Source organism: Luteolibacter sp. Populi, assembly GCF_040801775.1.
Taxonomy (GTDB): domain Bacteria; phylum Verrucomicrobiota; class Verrucomicrobiia; order Verrucomicrobiales; family Akkermansiaceae; genus Haloferula.
Genome location: NZ_CP161812.1, coordinates 3,101,860 through 3,114,729, shown reverse-complemented (window position 1 = coordinate 3,114,729; position 12,870 = coordinate 3,101,860). Strand labels below are relative to the sequence as shown.

Here is a 12,870-nt window from a genome sequence, read left to right as displayed (position 1 = left end):
GTAACTCGTTCCAACTCCTGTTAAAACTTTGAACCGATGAAGGCGATCTCTCCTCTACGCCTCGTGACGCTGCCCGTGCTTGCGCTGGCGGTGCTGCCCAGCTGCAAACGCAACTCCGATGCCCGGATGGATCCGGATTGGTGGAGGCTTGAGGCGGATCGCGTCGAGCTGGTCCAAGAGATCAAATTGCTGAAGATGCGGCTCGGCGAGGAGACCGCTGGCAAGGATCACTCGGCCCTCACGGTGAAGGTTGCGAAGGACCAAACGCTGCTGGGGGAGTTGAAGGCGACCGCCGAGGCGATCCGCACCGATATCTCCGGCCTTGCCGCCGCCGCGCAGAAGCAACGCGACGCGTGGGTGTCCGAAACCCGCGCCAATGCCATCGGGCGCAATTTTGAATCCCTGGCCGGTGCCAGCGGCCGGACCTACGAAGACGTGGTCATCACCAAGATCAGCGACGTGGGCATCGAGTTCCGCCACTCGACCGGTTCCGCCCGGCTTCCGGCCACGGAACTCAACTCCGCGCTTCACGATGTCTTCGCGCTCGACGCCGGCGACGCCCTTGCGGCGATCGAGAAGGAACGGGCTGCGGCCCGGGTCTATGAAGCGTGGATCGACAACCGCATGGTATCCGTCGATGCCGAACGCAAGGAAACCCAGCGGATTGCCGCGGAACGCGAGTCCGACAGGGTCTTGGCCGCCGCACAGGCCCGCTCGGACGCTCGTGCAACGAGTCTTGCTTCCAATGATTCCAAGCGCTCGCGACTCCATGACGAGCCGCGGGCCTTCAGCAGCAACCGTGGCAATACGACATGGTATCCGAATTACTATTCGGGCAACCGCTACTACTATCCTTCGTCGAATTGTGGTCCCCGCCTCAACGGCAGCGTCGGCAATTATGCGCGGGCTTTCGCCGTGACGGTTTCCGGTGGTTGTGGTTATACACCGCGCATCACTCCGGTGCAGCCTGGCGGACGGCCCAATTACGTGCCGAAACCCGGTGGTTGGTAATCGCATTCCGAAATCGCTCCGCCACCCCCGCGTCACCATCATCCCTTGATCAACCTTCCCACCATGTCCCGCCTCCTTTCATCGGCCGGCCTCGTGCTTGTCTGCCTCTCCTTCAGCTCCTGCAGTGACGATCCGGAACTCGTGCGCAAGCGCGAGGAGCAGAAGGCGGAGATCCGCTTGCTCGACGGCGAATTGAAGATTCTCCAAGAGAAGATTTCGAACATCCCGCCGGATCGCAGCACCGAGATTTCCAAGCTCAAGCAGGATTCAGAGCTGCAGCAGACCCAGATCGCTACCCTTGAGCAGGAGATCGAGCGGCTGCAGAAGCAGAAGACGCAGATCGAAAAGGATCACGAGGTCTACCGCCGCAAGTACGTCGTCCGCTGATTTTCCATTTCCTCCCGAAGTTCATGGGTTTCTCCGATCTTCTTACCAGTAGCCGCGGGCCGGGTGTCATCGGCACCCTGCTGGCCTTGCTCGTGCTCGTTGGTTTCGGGACGCTGTATATGTTCGTCTTCGACGAGGGAATGCAGGGCGGCAAGCAGACCATCGAGTCGGTGGTCCGTCACCAGAAGGAGGACATTCAAAGCCTGAAGGAGGAAATCGGCTCGGCCAAGCGCCGGGTTTCCGAAGGTCAGGTACTCAAGGAGCAGGATCTTGAGATCACGCGCTTGAAGGTCCGCAGCGGCTTGGACGAGAAGCAGCTCGTAGAAGTGACCGCCTCGCGCGACGAAGCTTTGGCGGAGATCGATGCCGCGAAGGCGAAGTGGGAGGAATACAAGGATGCCTACCGCGCTTCCGAATGGGCGGCGGCGGAGGGCGAGTCCCTGGGCGAGCTCAAGACCTTGACCGGCCGCAGTTTCAGCAAGGTGATCATCACCAAGGTCAGCCACATCGGCGTTGAGATCACCGATGAAACGGGCAAACGCCGCATCGACGGATCGGATCTCCCGCAAGCCCTTCAAGACCGCTTCCAGTTCGACGAAGATCAGAAAACCGCCGATACCAAGAAGGAGGATGACACCTTCCAGGATCTCTCCGACAACGTCGAGATCGCGAGCCTGGCCAAGAAGGGCCAGGAAAAGCTTGAGCGGGTGGCCAAGTTGAATGGCGAGATCACGGCCGCCAACGGCGGTATCCAGGATGCGAAGTCGAATGAGCCGAACCTGATGCGCCGGGTGGACAGCATCCGCGCCGAACTCGCCGAAGAGGCCGCCAAGTCGGCCAATCGCGCCGGTCGCCGGGCTCAAGGGATCAACAAGACGCCGCAGATCCGGGAGGCCCTCCGCGTCGCGGAGAACCGGGTCTCGGGGAACCGGACGCAGATCCGCGATTTCGAGCGCCAGATCGCCAGTAACAAGCGCGAAGCCACCATTCTTGAGCGGGAGGTGGACGGGATCAAATCCGAGATTGCCAAGCTCAAGAAGGAACTTGCCGCGAAGCAAGCACCCGCAAGCCCCGCGCAGCCCTGATCGCCTTGCGCCTCCACGGTTCAGACAGGCTCCCGGTCACGACGACACGGGGATGCCGGAGATCGCGTGTCCGCATAAGTGCCTGCCCCCTCCGCACACCTCCTCACTCCCATGGACGACTTTAATAATTCCGACAATTCGGGGATGGTCGGCTTCCTCGTGGGCATCATCGTGCTGGTTTTTGCCGGCATCGTGTTCTCGCTGATGGCCGACAAACGTTTCCGTTTTTCCAGCAACAAGATTTCGCTGGAAGAGCGGATCGCGGAAGAGCACCACGACTTGGAGACCTGCAAGATCCGCTTGGAAACCGCGCGCCAGCATTGGCGGGAAAACTGCGAGCCGTTGGCCGCGCAGGGGAATTCGATCCAGAGTGCGTCTGCCGGGGTCAAGGCGGGTGAAGCCCGGGTGGCGGCCCTGCGCCAGGAAAAGGAAACGGCTGTGGCCGGTCTCTCGGCGGCGACTTTGGCGCTCGAGGAGTACCGCAACCGCTACCGGCAGCAGGTCCGGGGTGCCGCCGCGGGTGAGCAGATCCCCGAATTAAAGTCCCGCAGCGGACGCATTTACAAGGATGTGACGATTCGCAAGGTGTCGGTGGCGGGAATGGAGATCCGCCATGATCAGGGGATCTCGCGCTTGCTTCCCGAGGATCTCGACCCGGCTTGGCACGAGCGCTTCCAGTGGAATCGTGACGAGGTGATCAAGATGCTCGATGAGGAGAAGGCCCGGCAGGACCGCCACAACCAGCTCATGGAAGATTCCAAGGACGATGACCCCGATCCCGTCCCGGTGGTGAAGCCATCGAAGCCGGGTAAGACCAAGGAGAAGGAGCCCGATCCTGCCGAAGCGAAGATCCAGAGCATCCGGGAGGAGGTGCTTGAAGCGCGCAATCGCTATCGCAACGCCCAATCGGAGGCGATGCGCGCCCGCTCCGAAGCCAGCAACTCGGCCCGCGGCCGCTCGGTTCCCGGCAGCCTGGAGACTTGGGGAGACCGCGCCAGCCGGCTTGAGTCGGCCACCGTGAAGCTGCGTTCCCAGTATATGGCGGCGCGGGGCAAGCTCGCGACTCTGGCACCGCGTGATGCCTTGCTCATGACGGACGAGCAGCAGTGAACTTGGCTCAGCCAGCGGGCGGATTCACGGGATCGTGATGCCGCGAGGTGGAGCCAGCACTTCCCCCGGCCCTCCGGGATGGAATACATGCCCTTCGCTGCTAAGAGGCTGTCTTAAAAAGGCAGGGACCGCTCTCCGAGCGGTCCGGCTTATGGCGGCGGTCTCATATGAGGCGGCACCGGAGCGAGGCTTTCGGCCGTCCCCAGCCGGACCTTTCGGAGAAAGGTCCCTGCCTTCGCCAGTTTTCAGACAGGCGCTAAGAAAGCCGCCCTAACGCGCGGGTCAGGCCAGTGCGAGACGCGGGTCCGCGGCCAGCTTGGCGGTCAGGCTGTCCCAGCCGCCGGGCACTTGAAGATTGAAGACGTGAAGGTAGAGGGCGACCCGCTTCGGATCGTAGCTTTCCACCAGGGTGTCCACGGCGGCGTCGAGCTTGGCCGCGTCGATGGCGTCCGGGAGGTCGCCGGAGACCGAGCCCTTGCCGTCGTGCTCGATGCCGAGAGCATCGCAGAACTTGGCGAGCATTTCCTGGTTGCCAGCCATGAACCAGGCTTGGAGGAGGTGCTCACCGATGGTGTCGGCCTGCTTGCTGCGGAGGGTCTTCAGGATCCATGCGTATTGCTCGACGACCGGCTTCTTCTGGATGAAGACGAGCCGCAGTTTCTTGCTCTGGGCCAGGGTCGAGACGGCCGATTTGTAGACATTGCGGTCATGGTCGCGAAACCAATCGAGCATTTGGGTCACCAGGGCGGGATCGACGGCGTTGTAGAGTTCGTGGGCTTTCACGTGGGGAAAATCGTTGCCGCGACTCCATGCCATGCCTCCGGAAATGCCAAACCCCAATTTCCGGCATCCGGATAAATCGGGGCGGCGGCCACGGTAGCTAGCCATTGGAAAGCGCGGAGACCTCTCCACTTGTCGGTGGCGAGCTACGGCCTCTACTCTGATGACCATGAATGCCCAACCCGAGCTTTGGAAGACCGTCCGCTGGGCCTGCGTGCTGGCGGTGCTGGTGCTGCTTGCCTGGCTGGGGCTGCGGATCGTGGACCGCAGCGTGGGCGGCACGGTATCGGGCTTGGAGAAGGTGCTGGGTGCTATCACCGGTTCGAGCACCCGCATCGTGGAGGGCCGGGCGGAGATCAGCGAGACCAACCAGATTTCCGAGCTGGCGCTGATCGAGATGAAGATGTCCGCGACCCGCAGCTTCGAGAACGAAGCTTATGTTTTGAGGTATTTGCCTGCAGGCACGAAGCGCCTGATCGCCCGCGGAGAGTACCGGGTGACGGCGGGCTACAAGCTGGAGCCGGGCGTTTCGCTGCAGATGGAGAATGGTGTCCCGATCGCGCGCTTCCCCGAACCGCAGATCCTTTCCGTGGAGCTGACGGCTTTCAAGGAACTCGATGAATCGGACGGCTGGGCCAACAAGATCACCGGCGGGGATCGCGAGCAATTGATCCGGGAGCTCACGATCCAGATGCGGCAGGAGGCGCAGCGCAGCGGGGTGCTCGATATCGTGGAATCCACGCTGCGCACCCGTTTGCAGGATTTGCTGGGGGCGGGGCAAGTGAAGGTCGAACGACCGGAGAAGAAGGTGCCTTCACCGTGAGATCGCGGCGGGGAAGGAGCGTCGGGTTTGGCGGCGCTGCAGGATCAGGAGGCTGAAGAATGCGATCATCAGGAGCATGAAGGAGATGATGATGCCTTCGAGAATGGTGGTGAAGTAGACGGGAAGGAAGTCGCCGCGCCCAGACCTGATCAACTCTTGATGGCTTCCGAGTTTTTTGCCGATGGCGTTGGTCACGCTGCAGGCGAGGAAGCCGCACCAAAAATCGGGGGTCCAGCCGCCCATTCGCGTGAAGAGGAGGGGGATCGAGATCAGGCTGATGGCGGTGCGGATGCGGGTGCCGAGTTTCAGGGAGCGGGCCACGAGAGTCCCCGGATCTGTGAGCGGTCCCTTGAGCGAGGTGATCAAGGCGTAGAGGGCGATGAAGGTGGCGATCGCCGCCAGCATGGCCGCGATCGCGGCGGGCAGCTTCCACAGTTGAAGCATGAATAGCGCAATCCCGAAGCTGGGCAGCGCGGTCAGGCTGCAGTGGAGCGCCCAGTGGCGGAGCTGGTGGGGGAGGACTTTGAGATTGAGGGGCATGCTTGTGCGTGTTCAACCCGATCGGCGTGACCGGGTTGAAGGAAGCATGGCCCGGCGGGTGAAACCGGAATGAAGCGCGGGCGAATTTTCGGCGCGGCACGAAGCGTCGCGGGGGCCGTGTGCCGGCGCGGCCCCCGCGGGAGTTTCACGTTGTTTGGGGAACCGAGATCCGCAGCCTTGCCGCAGCTTCCACCATGTTCGCCAGCGCGGCCTTGGTCTCCGGCCAGCCGCGGGTCTTGAGGCCGCAGTCGGGATTCACCCACAGGCGTTCCGCGGGGAGCACTGCGGCGGCCCGCTCTAACAGGGCAACCATTTCTTCCGTGGAAGGAATGCGAGGCGAGTGGATGTCCCAGACGCCGGGGCCGACTTCCGAGCCGATCTCGCCGGAGACGATGGCGCTGAGGGCTTCCATCTTGCTGCGCGAGGCTTCGAGCGAGATCACGTCCGCTTCCAGCGCGGCGATGGAGCCGGCGACGTCGTCGAATTCGGCATAGCACATGTGGGTGTGGATCTGGGTTTCATCGCGCACGCCGGCGACCGCGACGCGGAAGGCGCGTACGGCGGCGGCGAGGTAGGCTTCGCGTTCCGCGGGATCGAGCGGCAGGCCTTCGCGGAGGCCGGGCTCATCGACCTGGATGACGCGCAGGCCGGCGGCTTCGAGGTCCACGACTTCCTTGCGGATGGCGAGGGCGAGTTGCAGGGCGACCAGCGAGCGCGGCAGGTCGTCGCGGACGAAGCTCCATTGCAGGATGGTGATCGGGCCGGTGAGCATGCCTTTGACGGGCTTGCTGGTGAGGGCCTGGGCCTTCGCGCTGACCTCGACGGTCATCGGTGCCGGGCGGAGAATATCGCCCCAGATGAGGGGCGGCTTCACGCAGCGGGAGCCGTAGCTCTGGACCCAACCGTTGGCGGTGACGGCGATGCCTTCGAGTTTCTCGCCGAAGAACTCGACCATGTCGGTGCGCTCGAATTCGCCGTGGACGAGGACGTCGAGGCCGAGTTCCTCCTGCAGGCGGATGGTCTCGCGCATGGCGGCATCGAGCGAAGACTGGTAGCCGGCGTCGTCGAGGTCGCCCTTGCGGTGGCGGGCACGCAGGCGGCGGATTTCGGCGGTCTGCGGGAAGGAGCCGATGGTGGTGGTCGGGAAGAGTGGCAGGCCGAGGGCCTTGCGTTGGAGGGCGAGGCGTTCGGCGAGCGGCTTGCCGCGATTGGCGGAGGAGTCATCGAGCGCGGCGATGGCGCTGCGGACTTCCTTCGATCGAACGCCGGGGTGTGCGCGGCGATTGGCGAGGGCCGCGCGGGCGGCGGCGGAGAGGTCGGGATGGGATTCGGCGGCGGCGACGGCGGCGAGTTCGCCGAGCTTCTCCTTCGCGAAGGAGAGCCATGAGCGGAGATCGGGATCGAGAGCGGTCTCGGCGGCGAGCGAGTGGGGGGCGTGCTGGAGGCTGCAGGAAGTGCCGAGCCAGAGATTCTCCGGTGTGCGCTTGGCGCGGAAGGACGCGACCAGGGCGCGGAGGACTTCGATATCGGCGCGCCAGATATTGCGGCCATCGATGAGGCCGAGCGAGAGGACGCGGTCTTGCGGGTAGTTGGCGAGCAGCCAGGGCAGGTCGGCGGAGGCGCGGGTGGCATCGGTGTGGAAGCCATCGGTCTTCAGGGCGCAGATGCGGGGCAGCGCATCGCCGAGGCGGCCGAAGGGGACGGAGAGCAGCAGCTTGAGCGGAGAGGCGGGGCGGAGGCTGTCCCATGCTTCTTCGAGGGCGGCGAGCACGGCTTCATCGCGGCGGCAGGCGAGGATGGGTTCGCTGATTTCGACCCATTCGGCACCGGCGGCGGCGAGTGCTTCCAGGAGGTCGCGATAGGCGGGGCCCAGGCGGTCGATGAGCGAGAGCGGATCGCTGCCTGCCAGCTTCGACAGGGCCAGGAAGGTCACCGGGCCGATGAGCACGGGCTTGGGCCGGAAGCCGGCGGCGATTGCTTCCCGGGTTTCTCTAACAGGCTTGTCCCAGCTGAAGTGGAAGGACTGGTCCCGGGACAGTTCGGGGACGAGGTAGTGGTAATTGGTATCGAACCATTTGGTGAGTTCGAGCGGGACCACGTCGGGCGCGCCGCCCTCGCGGCTGCGGCCGCGGGCCATGCGGAAGTAGCGTTCCAGGGTCAGCGGCGAGGCAGCAGGGCCGAAGCGCTCGGGGATCGCGCCGAAGGTGCAGGCGAGATCGAGCATGCCATCGTAGAGGCTGAAGTCATTGGTGGCGACGAAGGAGAGACCGGCGGCGTTCTGGTCCTGCCAATGGCGGAGGCGCAGGTCCTTGGCGGCTTGGTCGAGGCTGGCGGCGTCGAGCTTGCCTTGCCAAAAGGCTTCGAGGGATTGCTTGAGTTCGCGCTTTTCACCGATGCGGGGATAGCCGGCGACGTGGCTGGTCAGGGATGCATTCATCGGTGGCGAGAATGAGGGACCGAGGTCCATGAACAAAACGCATGTTCTTCATTGTGATTGGCCATTGCGTGCATGATGGATGGCATGCATGGTCCGGCATGCTTGAGATCCGCCACCTCGATTCGCTGATTGCCTTGGCCGAGACGGGGAACCTGACCCGCGCAGGGGAAAAGGTTTCGCTGAGCCAGAGCGCGCTATCCCACCAGATGCGGGGTCTTGAGGAGCAGTATGGCTTCGAGCTCTTCGAGCGGAAGACCAGTCCGCTGCGCTGGACGCGGGCGGGGGAGCGCTTGCTGGTGCTGGCGTATGATGTGAAGCGGCAGGTGCGGGATGCGGAGCGGGATCTCGCGCGGATTGGCCAAGGGACCGCGGGAACGCTGCGAATTGCGGTCGAGTGCCACTCGTGTTTCGACTGGCTGATGCCGGCGATGGACCTGCTGCGCGAGGGCTGGCCCGATGTGGAGATGGATATTGTCTCGGGCTTCCATCCGGATCCGGTTGGCCTGTTGGACGAGAACCGGGCGGACCTGGTGATCGTGTCGGCGGCGAAGCGGCGGAAGGGGATCGAGCATCATCCTTTGTTCGAGTATGACATGCCCGCTTTGCTGGCACAGGATCACCCGCTACTAGGGAAGTCGTATTTGACGGCGAAGGACTTCGCGCTGGAGACGCTGATCACCTACCCGATTCCGGACAACCGGATGGACCTCTTCCGCCAGGTTCTGGAGCCGGCGGGCGTGGAGCCGAAGGAACGGCGGACGACCGAGCTGACCGTGGCGATCCTGCAACTGGTGAAGAGCAAGCGCGGGATCGCGGCGCTGCCGCGCTGGGCGGTGCAACCTTATCTGGAAAAGGACTACGTGGCGGAGATGCCGATCACGGCGAGAGGCCTGCGGGCCTCGCTGCATGCGGCGACGACGAAGGAAGGGGCGGGGCAGGCTTTTATGAGGGAGTTCATCGAGACCGTGCGGGTGACGGCGGTGAAGCAGTTCGAGGGGATACGGCTGTTGTAGGGCCTGGCGGTCCCGATGGAGGCGATTAGACGGGGAGCCACTTCGCGAGGGTGGCGAGGTCGTTTTTCATAGCGGCGAGGGTTTTGGCATCCCGTTCCGCGCCGCCGCCTTCGATGTATTCGACATGCAGGGAGACGGGCGTGTTCGCGGGCAGGAGTTCTTTGACGATCGCTCCGGCTTTCGGGTTCACGGAGCCTTCTCCGAGGGGGCAGGGCATCCATTCACGGCCAACGAGCTTGTAGTCCTTGAAGTAGACCGCGACGACATGCGGTGCGGCGCGGCGAAGGGTGATCTCCCAGGCGTTCGTGCCTTCGACGGTGGCGTGGGCAAAATCGAAGGCGATGCCGAGGTGGGCGGGGTCAATGTCTTCGAGCGCGGAGATGAGATCCCAGAGCGGCGAGCCGACGCGGTTGTTGCCTCGATGGTTCTGGAACTGGCCCTGGATGCCGAGCTCCTTGTTCATCGCGGCGAGGTCCGTGAGCTTGGCCCGAACTTCGGCGAGTTGCGGCACGATGGGCTTCTTGAGATCGTAGAAGTAAGGCCCGAGGCGGTAGCGCTTGATGCCTTGGGCGACGGCAGTGCGGAGCAGGGTCTCGCTGCCCTTGTCGGCGCGGACGATGTCGGAGGTGAGGATGGTGAGTTCGAGGTTCTGCTTCTTTAGCGCGGCTACGAATTCGGGAAGCTTGTCCGGCGCTTGTTCCGGTTCGATGTGGCCGCCCTTGCGGATCGGAGCTTCGAGACCGGTGAAGCCGAGCGCGGCGATGCGCGTGGCAAGTTCGTCGAAGGGCAGCTTCTCAAGGGTCTTGGTGAAGGCGAGGCGGGGCCTTGTGGTTTTTGCGGGCTCGTCCGCGGCTTTGGAGATCGTGGCGGAAGCGGCGGCAAGGGCGGAGAGTTCGAGAAAGTGGCGGCGCTGCATGATTCTCCAAGGTGAAGGGGTGGGTGGAGCTTTCAATCTTGAAGTGTGGAATGCGCCGGCAGGTTGAAAGGCTGGCTGGATGAATGGAAGGACTGAACTGACTGCCTGGTGGCAGATCGGAAGGCGGCGGCGTGCTTGACGTATTCTCCCGCGGGCCACTAACCATGAGTCATGACAAACGGGTGCATTCGCCCCTCCACCATCCCGCCGTTGAAGTCATGAGCCAAGTGCGCCTTGGCTTTGTTCACGGATTGAAGGCGGTGCCGGCGGCGATGGGTATTATCGTGCGCCGCCCGCGGATCCTGCTGTGGCTGGTGCCGCCGCTGCTGATCACGCTCCTGCTGGACTTGGTGGCGTTTTACTTCGCCTTCGGCTGGATCCGGGAGGGCATCGGGGATTTCGTGGGGAGCCGCGACTATGGCACTTGGTTGGCTGGCGCGATGAATGTCTTCGCCGCGGTGTCGGTGGTGCTTCTGTTAGGCTGGGCCTTCGCGTGGATGTTCCTGGTGCTGGCGAGCCCGTTCCAGGATTTCATCTCAGCGGCGGTGGAGCGCGAGCAGAGGGGAGGCGGGCCGAAAGAGCCGGTGGGCTTCAAGGGATTCCTGAAGGGGATGACGCGCGGTGCGGTGCAGGGGATCGTGCTGCTGATGATGACCGTGCCGGTTTTGATCCTGGGATTCCTGCCGGTGATCGGGCCGGTACTGGTGTTCCTGTGGAGCGCTTTCGCGATGGGGTTTTCCTTCGCGACGATTCCCGCGGGATGCTTGCGGGAGCGATTCGCCCTCGCCCGCCGTCACCGCGGGGTGATGCTCGGGTTGGGAGCGGTGATAGCGCTGGCGGCGGTGGTTCCTTTGTTGAACGTGCTGTGCATGCCGGTTTTCGTGGTGGCGGGGACGCTGGTGTATCTGCAGGCGACGGGGGTGGTTTCGTTGCCGCCAGCCGAGGATGTATAGCCGGATTGACGAAGGATGTTCGGGATGCCGTCCCGTTGGGACGAAGAGCCGTTTCTTGGGCCCGCTTATTTCGTCACCGAGAGGAGGTAGTCCCGGCGCTGGTCGGCGAAGCTGCGAAGAGCCATGCCGCTGCGGCCTGCTTCTTCTTGGACGGGGGCATCTGCCGTCAGCTTCTCGAAATCCGCGGTGGTGGTGAGCTTGCGGGTGTCTGCGGCGATTTCCTTCCCGGCGAGGGCGCGGTATTTCGCGACGACGGGACCGAGCTTGCTCCAATCGAGATCGTCGCTGGCGATGGTGCGGACCTTGGCGAGGTAGCTTTCGCGCAGGGCGGGAATGGCGAGAAGCTTCGAGCGCAGGGGCTTGCGTTCGTCGTCGAGACCGGTGAGGGGATCGAGCTTCACGCCATTGCCGCGCGGTGCGGCTCCTTGCGGGCCTTCCGGGAGCGGGCGGGGTTCGCCGGCTTCTCCCGGTCGCGCCTCTTCTCCCGGGCGGAATCCGGGCGAGCCACCACCGGGGCCGCGACCGCCACCGAAAGCGCCCGGACCACCGGAGGGGCGGAAGGACTCATTCATGTCGCCGGGGATCAGGTGGAAGCGACCGTCGCGGTCGCGGTAGAGGCTATAGTCGCTGGCGCGGATCCAGTAGCCGTCGCCATTGATCAGGGCGCAGTCGAGGGCCAGGAACCAGAGGGTGCTGTCGATATCGAGCATTGGCGCGAGGGCCGCTTCGAGTTGATCGGCGGGAGTTTGGGAGAGAGTCTTGCAGAGCGCGATGAGGGCTTTCCAATCCTCGTCGCCACCTTCCTTCATCTCGTAGCGCAGCTTGTATTCGGCGAGGTCTTCGCCGACGTAGTCGAGGCCGCCGCGGCCGTTCGGGGAGCCGCGGACCTTCCAGCGTGCGCCTTCGGAGGTGCGGAAGTTCTCCTGGATGAAGTCCTTGTTGAACTGCTGCTGGTTCACATAGACGCTCCAATTTTCGCCGTTGATGACCACGCGCACCAGATTGGCCTTTGGTGCGGGGATGTGTTTCCGGGCGATGTCCGAGTAGAGGACGGCGCTGAGGAAGGTGCCGTCCTCGTGGGAATTGAGGAGGTTGAGGGTCTTGTAGCCATTGAGGCGCTGCTTCTTGTCGGTGAAGTCGACCGAAAGGTTCAGCGAGCGCTTCCGGCCGGCGGAGACCATCATGTAGCTGGACATGCCGCGGAAGTGGATGCCGACGCCAGGGTAGGTCCGGCCATCGACCGAGAGGGTGGCGGGGACTTCCACGTCGGTGGCGTGGAAGGCTTCGAGTTCGGCCTCCCAATCGGTGTTCTCGAAGTCGATGAAGATCGTCCGCAGGGTGTCCGCGGCATAGAGGTCCGCGGAGCCGGCGGAAGGAACTTCGGCCGGTGAGATGTGGATGCCGGGAGTCGCGGGAGATTCGTCCTCGCGGGGGCCGAATCCGCCCGGGCCACGGCGTCCGCCACCCGGAAAGCCGCCGCGTTGAGGGGAGGGGTTGGCCTTTAGGAACTCGCGGGCAGTGGCGCGCTCGTCCTTGTCGAGGCGCTTGTCCGCGTTCTTGTCGAACTGCCCGACGAGCTTGCGCTCGGATTGCATCGGCGGCCCGCCCGGGAAATTCCCGGGAGGCTGCTGGGCGAGGGCGGGGAGGGTGAGAAAAAGGGACGGGAGTACTGAAGCGGATAGGATGTTCATGGAGACAACGATCGTTGCCTCGGAGGACGGAAGCTGCGGGTGGAACGTGTGGGAAGGGGGAAAGTTTCGGGGAAAGAGAGGGAGGCACCACGAATTTTGCGAATGGTGAAGGGGTCAGGGGCCG

General features: G+C 63.9%; 12 protein-coding genes. 7 read left to right on the top strand and 5 right to left on the bottom strand.

The annotated features are described in order from the left end of the window. The first annotated feature begins 36 nt into the window (after positions 1–36). From ABWK72_RS12545 to ABWK72_RS12530, 4 genes are all read left to right on the top strand, one after another. On the top strand, positions 37–1,011 hold the full coding sequence (locus ABWK72_RS12545; RefSeq protein ID WP_367875139.1) for a hypothetical protein: 975 nt from the start codon (positions 37–39) through the stop codon (positions 1,009–1,011). A gap of 63 nt (positions 1,012–1,074) precedes the next feature. Continuing rightward, a complete protein-coding gene (locus ABWK72_RS12540) occupies positions 1,075–1,398 on the top strand; it encodes a hypothetical protein (protein WP_367875138.1) in 324 nt (107 codons plus the stop codon). A gap of 23 nt (positions 1,399–1,421) precedes the next feature. Further along, positions 1,422–2,483: a hypothetical protein gene (locus ABWK72_RS12535; protein ID WP_367875137.1), complete on the top strand. Its 1,062-nt coding sequence runs from the start codon at positions 1,422–1,424 to the stop codon at positions 2,481–2,483. A gap of 111 nt (positions 2,484–2,594) precedes the next feature. Continuing rightward, entirely contained in the window at positions 2,595–3,593 is a 999-nt protein-coding gene (locus ABWK72_RS12530; protein WP_367875136.1) for a hypothetical protein, read from the top strand. A gap of 282 nt (positions 3,594–3,875) precedes the next feature. Here ABWK72_RS12530 and ABWK72_RS12525 read toward each other — a convergent pair whose 3' ends face one another. Continuing rightward, a complete protein-coding gene (locus ABWK72_RS12525) occupies positions 3,876–4,376 on the bottom strand; it encodes a hypothetical protein (protein WP_367875135.1) in 501 nt (166 codons plus the stop codon). A gap of 166 nt (positions 4,377–4,542) precedes the next feature. Between ABWK72_RS12525 and ABWK72_RS12520 the strand changes: the two genes are divergently transcribed. Next, positions 4,543–5,196: a DUF4230 domain-containing protein gene (locus tag ABWK72_RS12520; protein WP_367875134.1), complete on the top strand. Its 654-nt coding sequence runs from the start codon at positions 4,543–4,545 to the stop codon at positions 5,194–5,196. On the opposite strand, the gene ABWK72_RS12515 is transcribed toward ABWK72_RS12520, so the two are convergent. Both ABWK72_RS12515 and metE read right to left on the bottom strand, forming a co-directional pair. Further along, positions 5,188–5,736 (bottom strand): hypothetical protein, encoded by a 549-nt coding sequence (locus tag ABWK72_RS12515; RefSeq protein WP_367875133.1) that lies wholly within the window; start codon positions 5,734–5,736, stop codon positions 5,188–5,190. The two genes, ABWK72_RS12520 and ABWK72_RS12515, sit on opposite strands and share 9 nt — an antisense overlap. A gap of 145 nt (positions 5,737–5,881) precedes the next feature. Then, positions 5,882–8,173, bottom strand: coding sequence for a 5-methyltetrahydropteroyltriglutamate--homocysteine S-methyltransferase (metE, locus tag ABWK72_RS12510; RefSeq protein WP_367875132.1), 2,292 nt, complete (start codon positions 8,171–8,173; stop codon positions 5,882–5,884). 98 nt (positions 8,174–8,271) lie between these two features. On the opposite strand from metE, the gene ABWK72_RS12505 reads away from it, so the two are divergent. Then, positions 8,272–9,186, top strand: coding sequence for a LysR family transcriptional regulator (locus ABWK72_RS12505; protein ID WP_367875131.1), 915 nt, complete (start codon positions 8,272–8,274; stop codon positions 9,184–9,186). A 25-nt stretch (positions 9,187–9,211) separates the two neighbouring features. Here ABWK72_RS12505 and ABWK72_RS12500 read toward each other — a convergent pair whose 3' ends face one another. Next, positions 9,212–10,102, bottom strand: coding sequence for a sugar phosphate isomerase/epimerase family protein (locus ABWK72_RS12500; RefSeq protein WP_367875130.1), 891 nt, complete (start codon positions 10,100–10,102; stop codon positions 9,212–9,214). A 218-nt stretch (positions 10,103–10,320) separates the two neighbouring features. Between ABWK72_RS12500 and ABWK72_RS12495 the strand changes: the two genes are divergently transcribed. Continuing rightward, entirely contained in the window at positions 10,321–11,055 is a 735-nt protein-coding gene (locus ABWK72_RS12495) for an EI24 domain-containing protein (RefSeq protein WP_367875129.1), read from the top strand. A gap of 65 nt (positions 11,056–11,120) precedes the next feature. Here the strand turns inward: ABWK72_RS12495 and ABWK72_RS12490 are convergent, their stop codons facing one another. Beyond that, positions 11,121–12,746, bottom strand: coding sequence for a CotH kinase family protein (locus ABWK72_RS12490; RefSeq protein ID WP_367875128.1), 1,626 nt, complete (start codon positions 12,744–12,746; stop codon positions 11,121–11,123). Between the last annotated feature and the right edge of the window lie 124 nt (positions 12,747–12,870).

Excerpts from the sequence above, each read along its gene's own strand:
- ABWK72_RS12540 (WP_367875138.1), top strand. The coding sequence starts at position 1,075 with ATGTCCCGCCTCCTTTCATCGGCCGGCCTCGTGCTTGTCTGCCTCTCC.
- ABWK72_RS12500 (WP_367875130.1), bottom strand. The coding sequence starts at position 10,102 with ATGCAGCGCCGCCACTTTCTCGAACTCTCCGCCCTTGCCGCCGCTTCC.
- ABWK72_RS12515 (WP_367875133.1), bottom strand. The coding sequence starts at position 5,736 with ATGCCCCTCAATCTCAAAGTCCTCCCCCACCAGCTCCGCCACTGGGCG.
- ABWK72_RS12495 (WP_367875129.1), top strand. The coding sequence starts at position 10,321 with ATGAGCCAAGTGCGCCTTGGCTTTGTTCACGGATTGAAGGCGGTGCCG.
- ABWK72_RS12505 (WP_367875131.1), top strand. The coding sequence starts at position 8,272 with ATGCTTGAGATCCGCCACCTCGATTCGCTGATTGCCTTGGCCGAGACG.
- ABWK72_RS12535 (WP_367875137.1), top strand. The coding sequence starts at position 1,422 with ATGGGTTTCTCCGATCTTCTTACCAGTAGCCGCGGGCCGGGTGTCATC.
- ABWK72_RS12490 (WP_367875128.1), bottom strand. The coding sequence starts at position 12,746 with ATGAACATCCTATCCGCTTCAGTACTCCCGTCCCTTTTTCTCACCCTC.
- ABWK72_RS12545 (WP_367875139.1), top strand. The coding sequence starts at position 37 with ATGAAGGCGATCTCTCCTCTACGCCTCGTGACGCTGCCCGTGCTTGCG.
- ABWK72_RS12530 (WP_367875136.1), top strand. The coding sequence starts at position 2,595 with ATGGACGACTTTAATAATTCCGACAATTCGGGGATGGTCGGCTTCCTC.
- metE (WP_367875132.1), bottom strand. The coding sequence starts at position 8,173 with ATGAATGCATCCCTGACCAGCCACGTCGCCGGCTATCCCCGCATCGGT.
- ABWK72_RS12520 (WP_367875134.1), top strand. The coding sequence starts at position 4,543 with ATGAATGCCCAACCCGAGCTTTGGAAGACCGTCCGCTGGGCCTGCGTG.